General features: G+C 55.0%; 18 protein-coding genes. 9 read left to right on the top strand and 9 right to left on the bottom strand.

The genetic code is table 11. The features are described from left to right. The first annotated feature begins 5 nt into the window (after nt 1–5). The 4 genes from HCH_RS14070 to HCH_RS14055 all read left to right on the top strand — a co-directional run bounded on the left by HCH_RS14070 (nt 6) and on the right by HCH_RS14055 (nt 4,932). Nucleotides 6–938 (top strand): ABC transporter permease subunit, encoded by a 933-nt coding sequence (locus tag HCH_RS14070; RefSeq protein WP_011396958.1) that lies wholly within the window; start codon nt 6–8, stop codon nt 936–938. A gap of 70 nt (nt 939–1,008) precedes the next feature. After that, the gene (locus HCH_RS14065) at nt 1,009–1,998 is read left to right on the top strand and encodes an ABC transporter ATP-binding protein (protein ID WP_011396957.1); all 990 of its coding nucleotides are present in this window, start codon (nt 1,009–1,011) and stop codon (nt 1,996–1,998) included. A 24-nt stretch (nt 1,999–2,022) separates the two neighbouring features. Next, nucleotides 2,023–3,018, top strand: a complete 996-nt coding sequence (locus tag HCH_RS14060; protein ID WP_011396956.1) for an ABC transporter ATP-binding protein — start codon at nt 2,023–2,025, stop codon at nt 3,016–3,018. 126 nt (nt 3,019–3,144) lie between these two features. Then, nucleotides 3,145–4,932 carry an aminopeptidase P family protein gene (locus HCH_RS14055; protein WP_011396955.1) on the top strand — a complete coding sequence of 596 codons (1,788 nt, stop codon included), beginning with the start codon at nt 3,145–3,147 and terminating at the stop codon, nt 4,930–4,932. A gap of 328 nt (nt 4,933–5,260) precedes the next feature. Here HCH_RS14055 and HCH_RS14050 read toward each other — a convergent pair whose 3' ends face one another. Continuing rightward, nucleotides 5,261–5,812, bottom strand: a complete 552-nt coding sequence (locus HCH_RS14050) for an NAD(P)H-dependent oxidoreductase (protein ID WP_011396954.1) — start codon at nt 5,810–5,812, stop codon at nt 5,261–5,263. 122 nt (nt 5,813–5,934) lie between these two features. Between HCH_RS14050 and HCH_RS14045 the strand changes: the two genes are divergently transcribed. Further along, complete coding sequence (locus HCH_RS14045) at nt 5,935–6,810, top strand: LysR family transcriptional regulator (RefSeq protein WP_011396953.1); 876 nt, start codon at nt 5,935–5,937, stop codon at nt 6,808–6,810. Between the two features lie 108 nt (nt 6,811–6,918). On the opposite strand, the gene HCH_RS14040 is transcribed toward HCH_RS14045, so the two are convergent. The 4 genes from HCH_RS14040 to HCH_RS14025 all read right to left on the bottom strand — a co-directional run bounded on the left by HCH_RS14040 (nt 6,919) and on the right by HCH_RS14025 (nt 11,781). Then, nucleotides 6,919–7,668 carry a hypothetical protein gene (locus HCH_RS14040; RefSeq protein WP_011396952.1) on the bottom strand — a complete coding sequence of 250 codons (750 nt, stop codon included), beginning with the start codon at nt 7,666–7,668 and terminating at the stop codon, nt 6,919–6,921. 248 nt (nt 7,669–7,916) lie between these two features. Continuing rightward, complete coding sequence (locus HCH_RS14035; RefSeq protein ID WP_011396951.1) at nt 7,917–8,150, bottom strand: UPF0175 family protein; 234 nt, start codon at nt 8,148–8,150, stop codon at nt 7,917–7,919. Between the two features lie 66 nt (nt 8,151–8,216). Continuing rightward, nucleotides 8,217–10,268, bottom strand: a complete 2,052-nt coding sequence (locus HCH_RS14030) for an extracellular solute-binding protein (protein WP_011396950.1) — start codon at nt 10,266–10,268, stop codon at nt 8,217–8,219. 151 nt (nt 10,269–10,419) lie between these two features. Beyond that, nucleotides 10,420–11,781 carry an ABC transporter substrate-binding protein gene (locus HCH_RS14025; RefSeq protein ID WP_011396949.1) on the bottom strand — a complete coding sequence of 454 codons (1,362 nt, stop codon included), beginning with the start codon at nt 11,779–11,781 and terminating at the stop codon, nt 10,420–10,422. Nucleotides 11,782–12,152: 371 nt separating this feature from the next. On the opposite strand from HCH_RS14025, the gene HCH_RS14020 reads away from it, so the two are divergent. After that, nucleotides 12,153–12,338 carry a hypothetical protein gene (locus HCH_RS14020; protein ID WP_011396947.1) on the top strand — a complete coding sequence of 62 codons (186 nt, stop codon included), beginning with the start codon at nt 12,153–12,155 and terminating at the stop codon, nt 12,336–12,338. Nucleotide 12,339: 1 nt separating this feature from the next. Here the strand turns inward: HCH_RS14020 and HCH_RS14015 are convergent, their stop codons facing one another. Then, nucleotides 12,340–12,720: a hypothetical protein gene (locus HCH_RS14015; protein ID WP_011396946.1), complete on the bottom strand. Its 381-nt coding sequence runs from the start codon at nt 12,718–12,720 to the stop codon at nt 12,340–12,342. A gap of 301 nt (nt 12,721–13,021) precedes the next feature. Here HCH_RS14015 and HCH_RS14010 point away from each other — a divergent pair, with 301 nt between their 5' ends. Further along, nucleotides 13,022–14,179: an alpha/beta hydrolase family protein gene (locus HCH_RS14010; protein WP_011396945.1), complete on the top strand. Its 1,158-nt coding sequence runs from the start codon at nt 13,022–13,024 to the stop codon at nt 14,177–14,179. 431 nt (nt 14,180–14,610) lie between these two features. Further along, a complete protein-coding gene (locus HCH_RS14005) occupies nt 14,611–15,183 on the top strand; it encodes a hypothetical protein (RefSeq protein ID WP_041598658.1) in 573 nt (190 codons plus the stop codon). A 44-nt stretch (nt 15,184–15,227) separates the two neighbouring features. On the opposite strand, the gene HCH_RS14000 is transcribed toward HCH_RS14005, so the two are convergent. Then, nucleotides 15,228–15,587: a DUF3703 domain-containing protein gene (locus HCH_RS14000; RefSeq protein ID WP_011396943.1), complete on the bottom strand. Its 360-nt coding sequence runs from the start codon at nt 15,585–15,587 to the stop codon at nt 15,228–15,230. Between the two features lie 280 nt (nt 15,588–15,867). Between HCH_RS14000 and HCH_RS13990 the strand changes: the two genes are divergently transcribed. Then, entirely contained in the window at nt 15,868–17,457 is a 1,590-nt protein-coding gene (locus HCH_RS13990; RefSeq protein WP_011396942.1) for a methyl-accepting chemotaxis protein, read from the top strand. 224 nt (nt 17,458–17,681) lie between these two features. On the opposite strand, the gene HCH_RS13985 is transcribed toward HCH_RS13990, so the two are convergent. After that, nucleotides 17,682–18,515, bottom strand: coding sequence for a HEAT repeat domain-containing protein (locus tag HCH_RS13985; protein ID WP_011396941.1), 834 nt, complete (start codon nt 18,513–18,515; stop codon nt 17,682–17,684). 48 nt (nt 18,516–18,563) lie between these two features. Then, nucleotides 18,564–19,010 carry a GNAT family N-acetyltransferase gene (locus HCH_RS13980; RefSeq protein WP_202945311.1) on the bottom strand — a complete coding sequence of 149 codons (447 nt, stop codon included), beginning with the start codon at nt 19,008–19,010 and terminating at the stop codon, nt 18,564–18,566. Nucleotides 19,011–19,089 lie beyond the last annotated feature (79 nt).

Raw genomic sequence — 19,089 nt, 5'->3', positions numbered from 1 at the left:
CCGTCGTGCTGACAACCAGAAAAATCGACCCGCAGCTGTTCGCCGATCAGGTGTCGGACCATGTCGAGGCCGTGGCGGGACGCAGCCTGTGGCAGGACGCCTGGATGCGCTTTCGCAAGAACCGCGCCGCCATGACGTCGGTTTACGTCTTATTGTTTATCGTCGCTTGCATTGTGGTCGGGCCGCACGTCGCGCCTTTCAGCCACGATGAAATCGATTGGAATGTGGTGGCCGATCCTTACGAGCTGGGCAAGCCCTCCCTGGAAACCGGGCATTATTTCGGTACCGACGATCTGGGCCAGGACCTGTTCGCCCGCACCATGCAAGGCGGTCGCCTGTCCATCATGGTGGGTTTTATGGGCGCGCTGGTGGCGGTGGTGATCGGCACGGTCTGGGGCGCTATTTCCGGCTATGTGGGCGGGCTGGTGGACAGCGTCATGATGCGCGTGATCGAAGTGCTGGATTCCGTGCCGTTCATGTTCATGGTGATCCTGTTCGTCACGTTGTTCGGCAACAATATCTATCTGATATTTATCGTCATCGGCATGGTGTCCTGGCTCAACATCGCCCGCGTGGTGCGCGGCGTCACCTTCAGCATCAAGCGACGCGAGTTTATCGAAGCGGCGCACTCCATCGGCGTGTCCAAACTCACCATCGTGCGTCGTCATGTGCTGCCCAACGTGCTGGGCATTGTGATGGTGTATTCCTCGCTGATGGTTCCGGGCTTCATTATGTTTGAATCCTTCCTGAGTTTTCTGGGACTGGGCGTGCAGCCGCCGGACACCAGCTGGGGAATTCTCATCGCGGAAGGGGCGAAGACCATTGACGTGGCGCTGTGGCTGCTGATGTTTCCGTCTCTGTTTCTGGTCGCCACCCTGTTCTGCTTCAACTTCATCGGCGACGGCCTGCGCGACGCCCTTGACCCGAAGGACCGCTAACTCTCATGCGCCCCGGACCTCTCATGCATCCAATAAAAAAGCAATTATCCAGCAAGCGCCAGGAGCTCTCATGACCATTTTATCCGTTGAAAACATGAATGTTCGCTTCGCGACGCCGGACGGACTGGTGCAGGCGGTCAGCGATCTTTCCTTCACCGTGCGCGCCGGTGAAACCCTCGGCATTGTCGGCGAGTCCGGCTCCGGTAAAAGCCAGTCGGTGTTCGCCCTGATGGGACTGACCGCTGACAACGGAGAAGTTTCCGGCGCCGCCAACTTTCATGGCGAAAATCTGCTGGCCATGTCCAAACGCCAGTTGAACCGCATCCGGGCGGAAAAAATCGGCATGATTTTCCAAGACCCGATGACCTCTCTGCACCCCTTCCTGAAGATCGACAAGCAGCTTACCGAAGTGCTGATGATTCATAAGGGCATGAGCAAAGCGGCGGCGCGGGCGGAATCCATCCGCATGCTGGATGCGGTGCGCATCCCCTCGCCGCAGACGCGCATGGGGCAGTATCCCCACGAGCTGTCCGGGGGCATGCGCCAGCGCATCATGATCGCCATGGCGCTGCTGTGCCGTCCGGAACTGTTGATTGCCGACGAACCCACCACCGCCCTGGACGTCACCGTGCAGGCGCAGATTCTGTCGCTGCTGTGGGAGCTGCAGGGCGAGTTCAATACCGCGATCCTGCTGATCACCCACGATATGGGCGTGGTCGCGGAAATGTGCGACCGGGTGCTGGTGATGTACGGCGGCCGCAAGATGGAAGAGGCGGATACCGAGACGCTATTCGAGCGCCCGGCTCATCCTTACACCCAGGGACTGCTGAAGGCGATTCCCTCGATTACCGAGGATATGCCGCGCCTGCCCACCATTCCCGGCAATCCGCCCAACGCGCTGATCAACAGTAAAGGCTGTCCGTTCCGGGAGCGCTGCGACTTGCAAAAGCCCACCTGCGAGACCGCCCTTCCGCCCCTGACGCGGCTCGGCGCCACGCAACTGGCTGCCTGCCACGCACTGGCGCAGAACAAAACCACGCCGCTGGCCCGCACCGCCTGACGCCATCGACACAGGACCCGCAGGATGAATACAAAAGACGTTTTACTCTCCGCCCGCAACCTGGAAGTGCATTTCCCCGTCGGCAACCACATCCTGCCCAGCCGACGCCCGCGACTGAAAGCCGTGAACGGCATTGACGTGGATGTGTACCGGGGCGAAACCCTAGGCATTGTCGGTGAATCCGGCTGCGGCAAGTCCACTTTGGCGCGCGCCCTGTTGCGACTGATCGAACCCACCCGTGGGGAATTGCGCTGGAAAGGCGAAGACATGCGCGCCTTCAGCAAGACCACGCTGGTGCGCCGTCGTCGTGAATTCCAGATGGTGTTTCAGGACCCCACCGCCAGCCTCAACCCGCGCCTGACCGTCTCGGAGTGCATCGCTGAGCCTTTATTAACCCATGAGCCGAGACTCAAACGCCGGGAAATCAAGCGCCAGGTGATCGCCATGATGGACAAAGTGGGCCTGTCCGCCAGCCATCGCAATCGCTATCCCCATGAGTTTTCCGGCGGCCAGTGTCAGCGCGTCGGCATCGCCCGCGCCCTGGTTCTCAACCCGGATCTGGTGGTGTGCGACGAACCGGTCAGCGCGCTGGACGTGTCCATTCAGGCGCAGGTAATCAATCTGCTGGACGACCTTAAACAAGAGATGGGGGGGACGCTGGTGATGATCGCCCACGACTTGAGCGTGGTGCGCCATATCAGCGATCGGGTCATGGTCATGTACCTGGGCAAGCCCATGGAAGTCGGCCTGTATGACCGGGTTTTCGATCAGGCGCAGCATCCCTACACCAAAGCGCTGTTATCCGCAGTCCCGATCGCCAATCCCAAACTGGCGCGGAGCCGGGAGGTGCAGCTTTTGCCCGGCGATCTGCCCTCGCCGCTCAACCCGCCCAGCGGCTGCGTCTTCCGCACAAGATGCCCGGAAGCCACCGATCTCTGTGGGCGCCAGCCTCCCACCCAGAGCGGCTCGGAGGAACACCGTATTTTCTGTTCCAACACCTTGTTATTGGCGGGCCAATGAGATTGCTCGCCAACTTTCCCGCGCCGGGATGCGCTTATCTCGGGAGACGGGACCCGGCATGCGCAGGGTCTGTCGTTTTCAGTTTTTCCGCCGAATTAATCGTCTGTCATTAGGAAGTTATTAACTATGAACACGCCCTCAGTCACGCAACGACTCGATCATCTTCGCAAGGCGATGAAAGCGCATGCGTTCGCCGCCTATATCGTCACCAATAATGACCCGCATTCCAGCGAATACTCCGCCGATCACTGGCTGGCGCGGGCGTGGATTTCCGGCTTCAACGGTTCGGCGGGCAATGTGGTCGTCACCGGCGACGGCGGCGGCCTCTGGACCGACGGTCGCTATTTTATCCAGGCGGAAGAACAACTGGCGGGGTCCGGCCTGCGCCTGTTCAAGGCCAAGTTGCCGGAAACGCCCACCATTGCGGAATGGCTGGCCGCCACGCTGCCAGAACAATCCCGCGTCGGCGTGGATGGCCGCTCCATCAGCCGCGCGTTTTATCAGGAGCTGATGCAGGCCTTCGCGCCCAAGTCCATTCAGTTAATTCTGGACCAGGACCTGATTACGCCGCTCTGGTATGACCGCCCCGCCCGGCCCAAAGCGCCGGTGTTCAACCATGATTTACGTTACGCCGGCGTGGACGCGCAGGAAAAGATCCAGCGCATCCGCCAATGGATGGCGGAGCAGGCAGTGGACGCGTTGTTGGTGTCCAACCTGGACAATGTGATGTGGACGCTGAACATTCGCGGCGGCGATACGCCTTACTGTCCCATTTCCGAGTCCTATCTGCTGGTCAGCGCGCAGCAAAGCCGGGTGTTCATCGACCGCGAAAAACTGCCGGAGGCGGTGGAGTGCACCCTGGCGGAGTATGGCGTCACGGCGCACGACTACGACCAGATCGCTGACGCCCTCGCCCAGCTGCCGGAAGGTTGCAGGCTTTCCATTAACCCGGCCAGCGCCAACAGTCTGCTGGTGAATCAGGCGCCGAGCTCTGTTTCTCTGGTGGAGACGCCCTGTCCGGTCACGGACATGAAAGCGCAGAAGAACCCCACGGAAATGGAGAACTTCGAGCAGGTTCTGCGTCTGGACGGCGTGGCCATGGTGAATTTCATGTATTGGCTGCAGGCGCAGGTTCCCGGCGACAAGGTCACCGAGCTGTCTGCGGAGAAGCAGTTGCGGGAGTATCGGCGCGCCACGTCCAGCTATATCAGCGACAGTTTCCGCACTATCGCCGGGTTTGGCCCTCACGCGGCGAAGATGCACTATTCCGCCACCGCCGACAGCAACGCCACCGTGGATGAGAGCAACTTTTTCCTGGTGGATTCCGGCGGCCAGTATCCGGGCGGCACCACCGACATCACCCGCACCTTTCATTTTGGAGCGCCCACCGCTCAGCAGCGCAAGGATTACACGCTGGTGCTCAAGGCGGTGATCCGCCTAACCCAGACGGTATTCCTGAAAGGCGCCACCGGGGCCAATCTGGACATCATGGCGCGAGGCATGTTGTGGCGGCATGGCATCGACTATAAGTGCGGCACCGGCCACGGCGTCGGCCTGTGCCTGAATGTGCATGAAGGTCCGCAGAACTTCTCGCAGAATCCCAAGGAAGTCGCTCTCAAGCCCGGCATGGTCATCACCAATGAGCCTGGCGTCTACCGTGAAGGCGAGTACGGCGTGCGCATCGAGAACATCATGAAGGTGGTGGAGCTGGAGGAAAACGAGTTCGGCGTCTTCTATGGCTTCGAAACCATCACCCTGGCGCCCATCGCCGTCAACGCCCTGGATCTGTCCATGCTCAGCGCCGAGGAAACCGATTGGCTCAACGCCTATCACTGGCGCGTGTATGAAGCCCTCAGCCCTTATCTGGAAGCTTCACAGACCGCGTGGTTGAGAAACGCCACCAAACCGATTTAACGGCCTCGTCCCAACCGATAACCAGACCCGGCGGACAAGCCGCTTTCCGGCTGTTTGTCCGCCATCGGCCGGGCCTGTTTCATGTTCGGGCCCGGCCTCCCGCGGCGTGTCGCCGCAAAAGCGCCTTCGTGCGCCCGGCTATTAACCTGTCAGCATCGTTGTCATGTTAATAGCCAATGAAGTACAGGTAGTAGAAGTACAAGAAGGTCCATCCATGTTATTGCCCGGCGTTCGCCGGGCTTTTTTTGTGGGATTCGCATCAATTCAGAATTGCCCTTCCCGTCGATGCGACTCAAATCCACACGCTGTCAGCGAACGTTCCGGATGTTTACTGGCCGCGGACAAATTGAGCGCGCCAGCTTTGAATATGGGTGAGATAACGCTGACAGGCGACATCCAGATCCGCGTCGGTCAGGTAATCCGCCTGATACACCACGAACGGATCTCCCCAGGGCAGACGGCAACGATTAGCTGTCGCTTGCAGCGGCGTCAGCAGGGTTTCCATGGTGAAACGATTCTGCCCCCTCGGTTGATAGGCGGCCTCGGTATTGCCGGCAGTGGTGGCGACCAGGATGGGCGCGCCTTCGAAGCGTTTTCCGGTATTTTCGTAATCCAGGTAGTACATGTGGGTCAGCACGAGGTCCTGCCAGCGCTGCAACAATGGCGGCGTGGAGTACCACTGAATAGGAAATTGCAGAATCAGGCGTTCGCTTTGCAGCAGTCGGTCGATCTCCGTGGCGACGTCAATGCGTTCATCCGGATACAGTCGATTCATATCCACCACATTCAGGTTGTCGAGGGTTTGCGCCGCCGCCATCAACGCGGCGTTGATGCGTGAAGGACGATAACGGGAGTGGAACATCAGCAGTGTGGTTTTCATGTTGGGCGGTCCTTTTCAGTTCGTTTTCAGTGCGTTGTAGCGCTTTGTTTCGATAGGACCTAGCTTGCGCCTTAGGCTTATATTAATCTAATCGATAGTTTATATATTTGATTATTCGTTTTATGAATTTACGCGGCGTCGATTTAAATCTGTTGGTGATTCTTGATGCCTTGCTGGACGAGCGTCATGTCACGCGCGCAGCGAAACGCCTGCACTTGTCGCAACCGGCCACCTCCAGCGCCCTGGAACGCTGTCGCCACCTGTTTGGCGACCCGCTGTTGATTCGCGGTCGCGGTGAAATGCGCCTCAGCGCCAAAGCGGAATCTCTGCGTGAGCCGATCAAGGCGTTGTTGACGCAGGCGGAGCGCGTGATTAATCAAGCCGATACGCCGCTGGCGGAACTACGCCAGACCATACGCATTCTGATGGCGGACTTCCCCGTTTCCGCCCTGCTGGGCCCATTACATCAACGCCTGATCACCAGCGCTCCCAACCTGGATTTGATCGTGCAGCCCTGGCATGGCGCCAAGTCCGCGCTGGAGCAGCTTGCCAAAGGAGAAGCCGATCTGGCCGTATCGGTGTTCCCCAATGTCGGCGCCTCATTCCGCTGTGTTGAACTGTTGTATGAAGACTATTGCGTGCTGATGCGCAAAGACCACCCCGCCGCCCAGAACTTCAACCTGCAACAATGGCTCGCCTATCCCCATGTCCTGGTCTCCGGCCGCGGCGACGCCGACAGCCCCGTCGACCAGACATTACAAGCCAGAGGACTGCGCCGCCGCGTCGGCCTGGTCGTCCCCTACTTCCAAATGGCCCCCGACCTCATCGCCCTCCTCCCCACCCACTGCGTCCCCCAAGACACCACAAAATTCACCGTCTTCCCGCCCCCCATACCAGTAGAAGGCTTCCCACTGCACCTGGCATGGCATGTGAGAAAGCATGGGGATCAGGCGGTGAGTCATGTGGTGGAGGTGATTCGGGAGGTTACTGGGGGGTGAGTTGTGTAATTATCCACCATACACTTAGTTCCACAGAGCCTAACTCGTTATGTTTATTAAAAATATAAACATACCCATTAAATGTAGAAGCAAGAATAGTTAAAAATTCTATACTTTAATGAGCTCAACCATAGACATGATACGTTTGGCATCTTCGTACATACGTTGGTATCTCAATTTCTTATCACCGACTTCTGACGTCATCCGAAAGTTAAATGTCAGATAATAGTTATTGGTTAATGGGTAAGCCCAATAATAAGTAATACCAGTTCCCGGAATTCCTTCTCCGTCAATGCAATATTTCAACCACTGCACTCCATTGAGAGACAATCTTTCATATGTTTCAGGCAACTTTACGAGCAAAGGAGATAGTCCGTACCCATGAGGGTTTTCTTCACGCTTGTTACGTTTTTCCCAGTTGACTCCTACATTGCCATCATTGTTGCGCTCCGTTTCGTAGTACTCCCAATAGTCCCTTTTTAAATATGATTCAAGGCTATCAAGGCAACCCTCTTGAAGTGGGGTATGGTGTTCTACACAGTTTACGTCAATGTATAAGCACACACGGCTAAGTTGACCGAAATAGCCTTGTAGGAACGCGCCCTTATAGGCCCACCATTCAAATTCCATCCGTACGAATGTGCGATTGTATTCTTTTTCGCAACCATAAGAATTGAATATGTCGCTCCCCAGATTGACTTGTGCGGGTCTTGGTTTCTTAGGTCTGCCGATATCAATAGCGTTCCCCGGCAACTTATACCCTAGCCTGTAGTCACCTATACCGCACTCCTTTGCGGTCAGATTTGAAAAGTTCGGCCCTTTACCGGTTATAAGCGGCCTCACCAGTTGCTTGATCATGATATGCCAAATTCCTTCATAGTAAGCTTCGCCAGCTTTTCCGCTCTCTTGTGATAACCGTTCATCTGTAAGTGGCGAATGGCTGACTCTCTACTGAGATAGGGGAATGTGTGTGGGCTGGCCTCAACAGGGCGCTTATCACCAAATACTAAATCCATGTTACTTAAACTACGCCAAGATGCTGTTACCCGAACAACACTTCCCGCTATATTTGGCGTGGCGCGAACTTTCTTTGAGTTTGTACAACATCACAAATCGTTATTCTCAATATCCTCAAGAAAATCACTGACATCGTAATTCACGCAGAAGCCCTTTTTGGCCAGTAGGCCGTGAAATTCAAATTCGGAAATTCCCACGATTTTTCCAGCTAAAGCGCCGTGAATGCCGCGATCTTTGTACAAGGCGATCGCCAGTAGTTCTAGCGCCTCTTTCTCTGTGAGTTGCAGCTTTTGGGCTATTTCGTCATCTATTTCGATTTTCAACTCTCGCCCTCATTCGATAAGTATTCTTTCCAGATATCAGGTCGTACCTTAGCTCATGACGCCCCCTCAGTCCCCCCTCTCCTTCAAATAACCCGAGTTGATCATCTGATTTTTGATGAGGGCCTGGGATTTTTTCAGGGCGTCGTCGATGGTTATTTTGTTTTCCAGGATATTGGCGAAGTGGAGGCTGATTTGTGCGCCGAATGAGGAGAATTCGTTGATGCTGACGTATTGCGCGCCGGTGTAGGGAACCGGGAGGGCGGTGACTTTGCTGACGTCTGAGCGTTCGATGGCGTTCAGGACCTGGTGGGAGAACGGCGCTGCCTGATGGTAGGCGGGGTTTTCGTAGGTGGATCTGCGGGTTCCCGGGGGGACCGTCACCCAGCCTTTGGTTTTCGCCACGAGGTCAATGTATTCCTTGGAGGTGGCCCAGGTAATGAACTTCTTCGCCGCCGCTTTGTGTTTGGACGCGGCGGGGATCGCCAGCGACCACGCCCACAACCAGCTTTGATTCATCTTGCCTCTCGGCGCAGGCGCAAACCCTGTCTTATCGCTGACCTGGGAGAATTCAGGATTATAGAGAAAGCTCGCCGCCACGGTGGCGTCGATCCAGACCGCGCAATGACCTTGCGCAAAGAGATCCAGGCTTTCCCGATATCCCAGGCTGGTGGGATTCGGCGGACCGCTGGCGGTTATCAGATTCACATAATAGTCCAGGGTCTGACGCCATTCTTTTGAATCAAGCTGAGGCGTCCAGTCCATATCAAACCAACGCGCCCCGAAGGCGTGCGCCAAAGAAGACAACAGCGCCACGTTTTCACCCCATCCGGGCTTCCCTCTCAGGCATATGCCGTAGACCTGATTGTCAGGGTCGTGCAGCGCGTGCGCGATGCGCTCTATGTCGGCAAAGGTGGGATGCTCCGGCATCGTCAGACCGGCTTTCCTTAGCAGGTCCTTGCGGTAGTAGGTCATGACGCTTTCGCCATAAAACGGCAGCGCATAGAGCTGTTCTTTGTAGGTCAGCGACTGCCTGACCGTCAGCAGAATATCCTCGATGCGGTATGCTTCCGGCAGCGGGTCGATGGGAGAAATCCACGCATTGCCCGCCCATAAGGGGATTTCATAAATGCCGATGGTCATCACATCGAACTGGCCGCCGGAAATGGCGAGATCGCCCAGCAAACGCCGACGCAACGTGCTCTCGTTGATGATCCGCCAGTCCAGTTCGATGTCCGGGTTTTGCTCCTCAAACACCTTCGCCAGCCCCTGCATGATGACCATGTCGGGATTGTTCACGGTGCCGATAACCAGCCTGACTTTATTGTCGCCGCTATCGACATTGGGGAGCAGGCCGTATTCAAAGCGCAGCCTGTCCAGCGTCCCGTCCTCGCGCATTTGCCTGAGACCGTGATTGAACGCCGTCACCCACTTGTCGGCGGCCCCATGGCGGGTCGAAAAGGCGACATGAAAATGCTTGCTGGCGAGAGGCGGATAGACAAAGTCCAGTTTGCCGATGTAGTGAGGTCGATATCCGACAATAAGATCCGCCGCGGTGAACTTATCGATCAGCACAAACTGGATTCGGTTGATCGCCAGCTTATCGATGTTTTGCAGCTCGCTGGTGACTTCCTCGATTTGGACGCCGGGAATGCTGCGCAATTCCTGCAAGGTGGACTCGCCCCGAACCAGTCCGATCACGCCGCCGGAAAGGCCGCTTAACGCCTGCATCAAGTTTACCGATGGCGGAACGGGATACTGAAAGTAATTATCCTTGCGCTTCAGAATGCCGATGGAGTCTCCCGGAAAAGGGTCGCTCAGCCTGAAATCCTGCTCCGGGAAGGCGCCCTCATAGACAGGAACAATGCCCTGAACCTTGCCGCGCTGCGCCATGGCGCTGGCTCGCGCCCAGGGATGGAACGAGATATGGACGGAAACGCCGGAACGTTTGAACGCCTCCGTCACCACCTGATGCGCGTAGCCTTTGTTCCAGAGATTTACGCCGATGTAGGGTTCTTTCTCCCCACTTACCAGCTCAACCACCGGCTCCGCTCCCACCGCCGACATCACCCCGAACAGGAGAATGCATAGACAACGCTTTATTACTGTGTGCAAGGCCATTTGCTCACCTGATGAGAGAGGTTATCTAGCAAGTCTTATCAACCAGGGCCGCTTTTTCAAGGCCATAGTTGTTTCTTCCTGCGTTGCGCGTCTAACGACATTTCCTTTCATCGCTTTTCAGCTTTTCAGTTTTTCAACAACACCCCTGCCATCAATAAGCATCAACGCCTTTCTGCCGCAGCCTTTCCGCAATATAGCGCGACGCCTGCACGAACTCAGACATATGGACCAGCTCCTGCTCCAGATTGATCGGTTTGCCGGTGAGCTTTCGCTCCAGCAGGACGGACAGCTTTTTACCGATAAAGTCGCCTATCTGTTGAAACTCCTCCACCTGAATGAACTGAATACCCCGGTAAGGAACCGGCTGCATGCTGGGGCTGTCGAAGTCGGCGCTTTTGATGGCTTGCAGCGTGATATCGGCGAAGCTGGCGTATTCACGGTAGGAGGGATTTTCATACAGCGCGTGACGGGCGCCCGGCGGCGTCTGCGAGATGCCGAAATTGCTTTCCACCAGGCGATGATATTCATCCGAAGTCGCCCAGCTCACGAAACGCCAGGCGGCCTCTTTATGGCGTGAGCCTCGCGGCACGGCGAAGCCCCATGACCACAGCCAGTTGGTCCCCCTGTCAGTGACCTGGGAAGGCGCGGCGGCGTAATCCACCTGGGAGTAGAAAGGCGCCTGGGCGATAGCGCCGCCAGCGGCGGTGGAGTCCACCCAGATATCACATTGGCCTGCGATAAACGCCTGCAGATTCTCGGAATAGCCGTTGCTCCAGGAAGACGCCAGACCATATTCCGCCATCATGGATAAGTAGAACTCAATGGTCTCTTTCCAGGCGGGCTCAGCCAGCGCCGAACGCCAGTCTTCATCGAACCAGCGACCGCCGAAACCGTTCAGCATGGTCGCCAGAATAACCACATTTTCACCCCACCCCGGTTTGCCGCGCAGGCACAATCGCCCATGTTCGCCTTGCGACGCCTGCCGCAACTGCGCCAGGGTTGATTCAATACCACGCCAAGTCGGCTGCGGCGGCATCTGCAGACCATAGCGACGCAGCACATCCTTGCGGTAATAGGTAATGGAACTCTCGCCGTAATAGGGCAAAGCGTAGTATTCGCCGTTATATCGAAACCCCTGAATAATTTCGGGAATCCACTTCTTCATCTCAGGCTCAGATTGATACGCCTCAGGCAACGGCGACAAACGCCCTTTGCTTCCCCATATGGGCGCCTCAAACAGACCCAGGGTATAGACATCGTATTGGGCGCGTTTCCGCTTGCTGTCGCTGGCCTGCATGCGCCGTAAAACCGACTCATCCACAATTTTCCAGCTAATCTGGATGTCCTGATTCTGCTGTTCGAAATGGCGCGACAGTTTCTTCATATTCAACATATCCGCGTTGTCGACTGTGGCGACGACAATCTCAACCGCCCGACTTGGAACGCTTGCAAGCAGCGTGGCCAGACTCAACATCAACAGGGTTACAAACGGATAGTTACTGCGGTGCTTCATGGCGTTTCTCTCTGGTTAAAAGCTCCTCGCCTCCGCGGCGACTGACGTCCACAGCGACGCGAACTTTCTGCAGGCGACAAGCGACCTGCCCCAAAGACGCGATGGCTCTGGGCGGCTTAACTTGTCAGATTGAAGGTTTGGGTATCAGGAAAACAGGGAAAGCCTGAGAGTTCAATCATTAGACAACGTGCGCCTATCTGGCTCAAATACTAACCAGGGGAATTACCTGTACATTTTTGTGCATTGTTTTAACGGTTGCTTCTGGGGGGGCGCCGGAAAACCAAACCGGTTAATTCACGCTACACTATCTGTGCAGGAAGATTTTCCTTATCAACCCAACACAACAAATCGGCATTTCAGCGGTCCCCTTAATGAAAGCTCTCGGCATCATCAGCATCCTACTGGCGCTCCTTTACGTCGCCTTCCTGTCCGTCGAACACAGCGAAGAGGCGGAGCGCCAGAAAGAGAAAGCCGAACAGCAGATCGATCAGGCGCAGAAGCAGATTGAAGAGGCCATGGAGAAAAATCGGGAGCGGTTGGAGAAAGGGGCGCAATAAGCTAAGTACCGTTTAAGGCTCCAACCTGGAGCCGCGCCTGGGTGACCTGCATAATTTGAAACTGGCGCAACAGCCGAAAAAATGCAGCTATCGCATCCTGTTCCCCGAAATGCTTCAGAATCATGTTACACCAGCCAACAGTTGAACTCCCCTCGTCCAACTCCTTGGCGACAAAGAGATCAAACGCAGTCAGCAGCTTATCATCCTTCGCATCATTCCGCCCCACAACCCAACCGTTTACGAACGACATCAAGCAAGGCAGATCGTGATTCTGAAGCCACAACCAAGGCCTTTTTTCGACTTCGAACAACGCCTCAAGCAGCGGCTTGTCTCTCAGGTTGATGACGTTAATGGGGTACGTGTCGCGTGGGTCTTTTTCCATGGGGAGGTTCCTTATTGGCGTCCTATACCTTCGACGCATTCAGTGAAAAAACATATTTCTCTATAGCGTCAAGTATCTTCATGGATTTAACCGTTTTCGCCTTGTCGATAAGAGAGATAAGGTTGTCTAGGATGGACTGATTTGGCTTAACAAACCAATAAGATTGATAGTGAAGTTCGAACCATTCTCTTAGCGCACTTTCTGGCAGGTCGGCCAGACTAAGGGAAGTTCAATCGCCAGGTCAAACCCTAATTCATTTCAATCGATCAACCACTTTCCAGCTCTTCTTAAGACGGCCTTAATGTCCCATGGTATTGAATGCTGTTTCCTGATCAACGAGTCGACCGCTTCACCCACTCAGCAACAAAAGAACAATCGGGGCATGACGTTGAAAAAGTTCTCTCTGCTAACCAGTGTTCTCATGTTTTTAACCGCATGCGCTGACTCTCTGGGCTGGTTATCCAGACCACAAGATCCTAAAGACAGGAACTATCGTATTGAGCAGGTGCGATTTCAGGGAGGCGACGCGGATATCACCCTGGCGGGGGAATTGACCATGCCCTTTGGGCAAGGGCCGTTCCCGGCAATTATATTGATTACAGGCTCAGGCCCTCAGGATCGTAATGAGACCATCGCCGGTCATAAGCCCTTTCTGGTTTTGTCGGATTTCCTTACCCGCAATGGATTCGCGGTGCTTCGCTATGATGACAGAGGTGTTGGCGAAAGCACTGGTACGTTCTCAAGTGAGAACAGGTGGAAGCCCACTTTAAGGGATTTCGCACAGGACGCCGCCGCTGCATACCGGTTCCTTCAGAACATCCCTGCCATCAACCAGGAAAAAATCGGCTTTCTTGGTCATTCGGAAGGCGGTTATATCGCTTCCGTCGCTGCGGAGTTTGTTCCTGCCGCGTTCATGATTTTTCTCGCCGCGCCCGCCCTTCCCTTACTTCCTGATGTGATGGCCACGCAAGTGGCGGATATCGCGCGCTCGCAGGGTAAATCTCAGCAGGACATAGAGCGGGAGAAAGCGTTATGCAGGGACCTTACGGAGATACTGAGAACAAGCCCTTCCGTAGCAGATGCAAGAAGCCAAATAGAGAAACGCTTGCAGTCCCATGGCCTCACGCGGGCGGAAATAAAAGCCAACATGGAAGTATGGGGTTCGGATTGGGGACGTCATTACGCAAGTTACGACCCGCTTCCTGCATTCAGGAACTTTCAACATCCCGTTTTGGCCCTGTTTGGCGGCAGCGACTTGCAAGTGTCGGCGGCTGAAAACGCGCCCGTCATGAAGAGTCTCCTGACTAATCCTGAATCCGAGGTGCTTGTATTAGAAAAGCTCAACCACCTGTTGCAACCTTCGGAAACAGGACGGATAGAAGATTACATCTTGATCGATACAACGATTGATCCCAGGGTGTTGAATGCGATCAGCGAATGGCTTTCTGGAATATTGTAAGTATGGTTTTTAACTTAACGTTTTGATCTCTTTGATATCAGTTGACTCCAGCACAAGCACCGCCTCGCTAAATCCTTCGATATCGTCGGACACCCACTCCTCTCCAACGCGGTCGACATGAAACCTTACAGTGCCGCCATCATCGTCAATGCTGACGATAGTCTTTTGTCTCTTTAGTTGGTGGCGGTAATTGGGTACGTGGCGAATATGCTGTCACTCATGAGCATTCAGCAAATCGGCATAAAACAGCGCTTTATCCTACATCTGTAGGATACAAAAAAGGATTGCGTGACAATATAAATTAATAATTATTTTTATACGAACTCCTCAGAAGAAAAAGGACGATCATGGCAAACACTGTTAAATGCATATACTCTACTGATGACTGGAATAGCCACAATGAGGCTGGATCAGGTGGTGGTGAGTCAAACATGGAAAAACTACATCATATAATTGACAAAGAAAATGACAGTCTTAGAAAAATATACTTAGAAGTCATATATAATCATTTCTCTAACTCTAGATTCATAAATAATCATGATAGTAAGGACTGCGCTGAAGCTCATGCTGTCATTAAGACAGCAATTAGCGACAAATGGAGGCAGCTCCCTAATTTAAAAATAAAGAACATTAAAAATAGTAGTAATATTCACGTGCCACCTTGCGAAAACTGCCAACGATTTCTCGGTACAACTAACAACCCTGGTGAGTTTAGACTTAGATTTCAATTTCCTATAACCGCAAGAAAGACTTACTATGAAGAAGTAGCTGAGGTACTGGAAGATCACCGTATGGCTGGGCTTGCCTGCTTAGCCAAATCTATTTCTCATGTTAATAGCAGTAGCCACCCAGGCATAAATACATTGCTAAATACTGTTTTGAGCCAATTAAAATCAAGAGAGGATGAAAAGTTGAGACAATCTCTAGCTGGCAACTTTAGAACTAGTCGAGGTAAAGGAAAGAAGAAGGTCACATACAGTTTACAAGCCTTCCATAACACATAAAAAGATGTAGTATTTAAGCAATCGGTTAACGCCTGTCCGTTAAACTAACGGTCCAAAGGTGAATGTTCTCGCAACACCTCCTCCAACTCCTTCCGCACCGGCATTGGCTTAAACGCGCTAACGTTGGCGCCGCCGGTGTTGCCGATGGGGAGGCGGCCGGTCAGGTGGCCGAACGGAGTCAGGAACAGGCGCCATAGTTGGCCGAGGACTTCGCGTGAATCTCGTTTCACCCAGCCTACCCGCAGCATCCAGAGATGGACGTGAAAGTGCCAGCCCAGGCGGCGTTGCCCCAGAACGTGGGCGTTTTCAAGATGTGTAAAAGCGGCGTCGAGGCGGCCCTGGCGCCAGTTATCTCGCGCAGCGTCCAGTTCTGCGGCGAACGCTTGTTGCAAAGCCATAGTCATGGTTGATCTGTTCCCATAAATTCTTGAGGCGAAAGGACATTATTAATCAGGCAGACGAATAGCTTCCTTCTATTTGTCTGCAACCTATTTGTCTGCAATGACAGGGCCTGAAGCAGGCCATCCAGAATAAGGAACTCTATCTCAAAATAGCGCCCACGGCTCCGTAACGCTACGTAGTTTCCAGCATAATATTCCGTAGCGCTCCTCATCTCCCAAACTACGAATACAGGCATATACTTACTTCTCACGCTCACTTTTCGCCGAACGAGGACGATTCATTATGCGGGTCAACCAGCCTGTCACAGGCCGCAACCTGGAACTATCGCCGGACGCCAATATCCTGTCCACCACCACGCCGGACAGTCATATCACTTACGTTAACCCGGATTTCATCAAAATCAGCGGATTCTCAAAGGAAGAACTGGTTGGCCAGCCCCACAACATCGTACGCCACCCCGATATGCCGCCCATGGCGTTCCAGCATATGTGGCGGACGTTGAAAGGCGGCCGCTCCTGGATGGGACTGGTGAAGAACCGCTGCAAGAACGGCGATCATTACTGGGTCAGCGCCTACGCCACCCCTATTACCAAAGACGGGCGTACGGTGGAATACCAGTCCGTGCGCACCAAACCGACGGCGGGCCAAATTGACGCGGCGGAAAAGCTGTACGCCGACATCCGCAACGGCAAAACGCCCCTGGCCTGGCGTCTGCCGCGCCTGGACGTGCGCCTCAAGGTTTCCCTGTTGTCCACGCTGAGCCTGATTCCGGTCCTGCTGTTCCTTTCCCATATGCTGTCGATCAGCGTCGCCGACACCGCCATCATGGGCGTCTCGCTGGGACTGCTGAACGTGCTGTTTATCTATTTATGGCTGTCCCCTTTACACAAACTGGTGAAAAAGGCCCGCACCATTGCCGACAATCCGCTGAGCCAGGTTCTGTACACCGGTCGCCATGACGAGTTTGGTGAGATCGAGTTCGCCATGGCCATGGCGCAGGCGGAAACCACCGCCGTGATCGGCCGCATGGCCAACGCCGCCAACCAACTGGAAGCGCTCACCGAAGAGCTGGTGTCGGAAATAGAAGATTGCAATAACAAAACCAATGGCCAGCAATCGGAAACCGATCAGGTGGCCGCCGCCATCAACGAAATGACGGCGACCATTCAACAAGTGGCCGCCACCACACAGGAAGCCGCAAGCGCAGCGGATCATGCCGATCAGGAAACCTCCCAGGGGCAGGAGCTGGTCACCAGCACCAAACGCATCATCAGCTCACTGGCGGATGAGATTCATCAGGCGGCGGAAGTGATTCATCAACTGGACAGACACAGCAAAGACATTTCCACCATTCTTAACGCCATCCAGGACATCGCAGAGCAAACCAATCTGCTGGCCCTGAACGCCGCCATTGAAGCCGCCCGCGCGGGAGAAATGGGACGCGGCTTCGCCGTAGTGGCGGATGAAGTGCGCCAGCTCGCCTCGCGCACCCAGCAATCCACCACCGACACCCAGCAAATGATCAACTCCTTGCAGGCCGGCGCCCGCTCCGCTGTGGCGGCCATGGAGAAAAGCCGCGAAAAAGCCAACCACAGCGTGGATCACGCCCATCAGGCGGCGGAGAAATTGACCGCCATCGGCCGCCGCGTCAATCAGATTTCGGATATCAGCACACAGATCGCCAGCGCGGTGGAACAGCAAGGCGCCGTCAGTGAAGGCATCAACAACAACATCGTCGCTATCCGGGATACCGCCAGCGCCAACGCCACCGTGGGCCAGTACAACCGCAAGCGGGCGGAAGACGTGGCGCAGCTCACTTCCGCTTTGCAGGAACTGGCTAAACAGTTCTGGAGCAAACGAAGTCAGTCATAGCTTCTATTAATCAGGCAGTCAAATAGCTTCCTTCTATTTGTCTGCAACCTATTTGTCTGCAACGACAGGGCCTGCACAGGTCAGGCCCGTTACTCATAAGTTATTAGGCAAACTAAGAATTAACGGACGTCAGACTTATACAAGCCCTCCCCCTGTCATGCGCGCTACATTGGCGTCTTCGCCCATTATCTGGATCAGGGCCAGTTTAGCCAGTTTGTTGAGACTTAGGCCTGTCCCGTCTTTTTCGTCAATTTGCCCAGCGTTATCTCTATAGACTCTCTGACCAAGGGCGAAACCTCAACCCGCAGGGCGGCCTCCAGTTCCGAAGCCGCCCGTGCGACGCCATGGGCGCCCAGTCCGAAGGCGGCGATATCCCGCACCGTCGGCTCGGAGTCTTTAAGACGGGCGATCAGCGCGTCCTCAAAGAGCGGTCGCGTCAATGCGGGTATGTTTTCCTGCTCCAGGCCTGCCAGCGTTTTGGTCGCCTCCTGACGCACCTCCGCCGCCTTGTCTTCCGTCAACGGCGCCAGCATCGCCACAATGCTTTCATCCGGCCAGCGACCGACGACGCCACAGGCCACGCGGCGCAGGGTTTTATTGGCGTTGCTCAGCAAGGGAACAAACGCGGCGCGTACACGGTAGTCGGCGAAGTAACGGTGGACAATATGGGTTAATGCCAGTGCGGCTTCTTTGACGAGTCTGGCGTTGCCGTGACTGAGGGCGTCAATCAACAGGTCAGTGACGCGAGGGTCGCGTATCCAGGCGTGAGTAACTTTGTTCGACGCTTTCGCCGCCTCTTTGACGATAGCGGCGACCGCTTTGACGGAGGCTTCATCATAAGGCGGCTGCAATGCGGTTTTGAGGGGATCGAGCCTGGCTTGCAGCGTCTCTCCCAGCGGAATCAGCTCGTAATAGGCGTTTTGCAATAACGGGTTATCGCCCTGCTCAAAGCCCTCCCGCAGCAACAGCTCCCGGGCGTCTTCCAGCGCGCCCTGCTGCAAAAGCGTCTGCGCTTTCTCTATAAGCCGGGTTTGCTCCGTCGCATCCTGTCTTTGCATGAGCCTCCTCCTGGCTTTCCGTTCTCTGTATGGCGAAGCGTCCGCGAATCAGGCGGAGTCGATTTTCTTCACCACATGAATCAGGCGCTCCACCTCGGTGTAACCCAGAGCGGCGTGCGCTTTCAGGCTGATTTCATTATTGACCAGCATATCGCTGCCGATTTCACGCAGGCCACGGTCCAGGGCCCATTCTTCGGCGGCGTCCATCAAACGACGACCCACGCCCTGACGACGATGGGAAGGAAGCACATACCAGCCTTCCACATAGGCGACCGGGTGACTGGCGCAGCCTTCCCCGTATGAGCGCAGCCCGGCTTCCAGAAAGCCGAGCATATCGCCGTTGTCGGCGATGGCGACAAAGGTGGCGAGGTCCGGCATGCTGAAGTAGGCGTGAATTTCCGCTTCGTGTTCCTGCGGTGGGGTTTCCGGCCAGAGTTCCTGACGCAAGGCCAGCCAGTTGGCTTTGTCGGCCTCCATGACGTATCGGATTTTCAAAGGTTCATCTCCCATGTTCCGCAAGCGTACAGGCAGAGTTTTTCAGGAGCGGCTTCGTTTTGTCAAAGTAATTTTTTCC

Origin of the sequence: Hahella chejuensis KCTC 2396, assembly GCF_000012985.1 — a bacterium.
Taxonomy (GTDB): domain Bacteria; phylum Pseudomonadota; class Gammaproteobacteria; order Pseudomonadales; family Oleiphilaceae; genus Hahella; species Hahella chejuensis.
Note: the sequence above shows the minus strand (reverse complement) of the source record. Positions and strands in the feature narration are given on the sequence as shown.

What these genes read in the sequence shown, in the direction of transcription:
- HCH_RS14060 (WP_011396956.1), top strand. Translation starts at nt 2,023, where the DNA reads ATGAATACAAAAGACGTTTTACTCTCCGCCCGCAACCTGGAAGTGCAT.
- HCH_RS14025 (WP_011396949.1), bottom strand. Translation starts at nt 11,781, where the DNA reads ATGAAGCACCGCAGTAACTATCCGTTTGTAACCCTGTTGATGTTGAGT.
- HCH_RS14030 (WP_011396950.1), bottom strand. Translation starts at nt 10,268, where the DNA reads ATGGCCTTGCACACAGTAATAAAGCGTTGTCTATGCATTCTCCTGTTC.
- HCH_RS14065 (WP_011396957.1), top strand. Translation starts at nt 1,009, where the DNA reads ATGACCATTTTATCCGTTGAAAACATGAATGTTCGCTTCGCGACGCCG.
- HCH_RS14010 (WP_011396945.1), top strand. Translation starts at nt 13,022, where the DNA reads ATGTCCCATGGTATTGAATGCTGTTTCCTGATCAACGAGTCGACCGCT.
- HCH_RS14005 (WP_041598658.1), top strand. Translation starts at nt 14,611, where the DNA reads ATGGAAAAACTACATCATATAATTGACAAAGAAAATGACAGTCTTAGA.
- HCH_RS14015 (WP_011396946.1), bottom strand. Translation starts at nt 12,720, where the DNA reads ATGGAAAAAGACCCACGCGACACGTACCCCATTAACGTCATCAACCTG.
- HCH_RS14055 (WP_011396955.1), top strand. Translation starts at nt 3,145, where the DNA reads ATGAACACGCCCTCAGTCACGCAACGACTCGATCATCTTCGCAAGGCG.
- HCH_RS13985 (WP_011396941.1), bottom strand. Translation starts at nt 18,515, where the DNA reads ATGCAAAGACAGGATGCGACGGAGCAAACCCGGCTTATAGAGAAAGCG.
- HCH_RS14045 (WP_011396953.1), top strand. Translation starts at nt 5,935, where the DNA reads ATGAATTTACGCGGCGTCGATTTAAATCTGTTGGTGATTCTTGATGCC.
- HCH_RS14000 (WP_011396943.1), bottom strand. Translation starts at nt 15,587, where the DNA reads ATGACTATGGCTTTGCAACAAGCGTTCGCCGCAGAACTGGACGCTGCG.
- HCH_RS14050 (WP_011396954.1), bottom strand. Translation starts at nt 5,812, where the DNA reads ATGAAAACCACACTGCTGATGTTCCACTCCCGTTATCGTCCTTCACGC.
- HCH_RS14040 (WP_011396952.1), bottom strand. Translation starts at nt 7,668, where the DNA reads ATGATCAAGCAACTGGTGAGGCCGCTTATAACCGGTAAAGGGCCGAAC.
- HCH_RS14020 (WP_011396947.1), top strand. Translation starts at nt 12,153, where the DNA reads ATGAAAGCTCTCGGCATCATCAGCATCCTACTGGCGCTCCTTTACGTC.
- HCH_RS13990 (WP_011396942.1), top strand. Translation starts at nt 15,868, where the DNA reads ATGCGGGTCAACCAGCCTGTCACAGGCCGCAACCTGGAACTATCGCCG.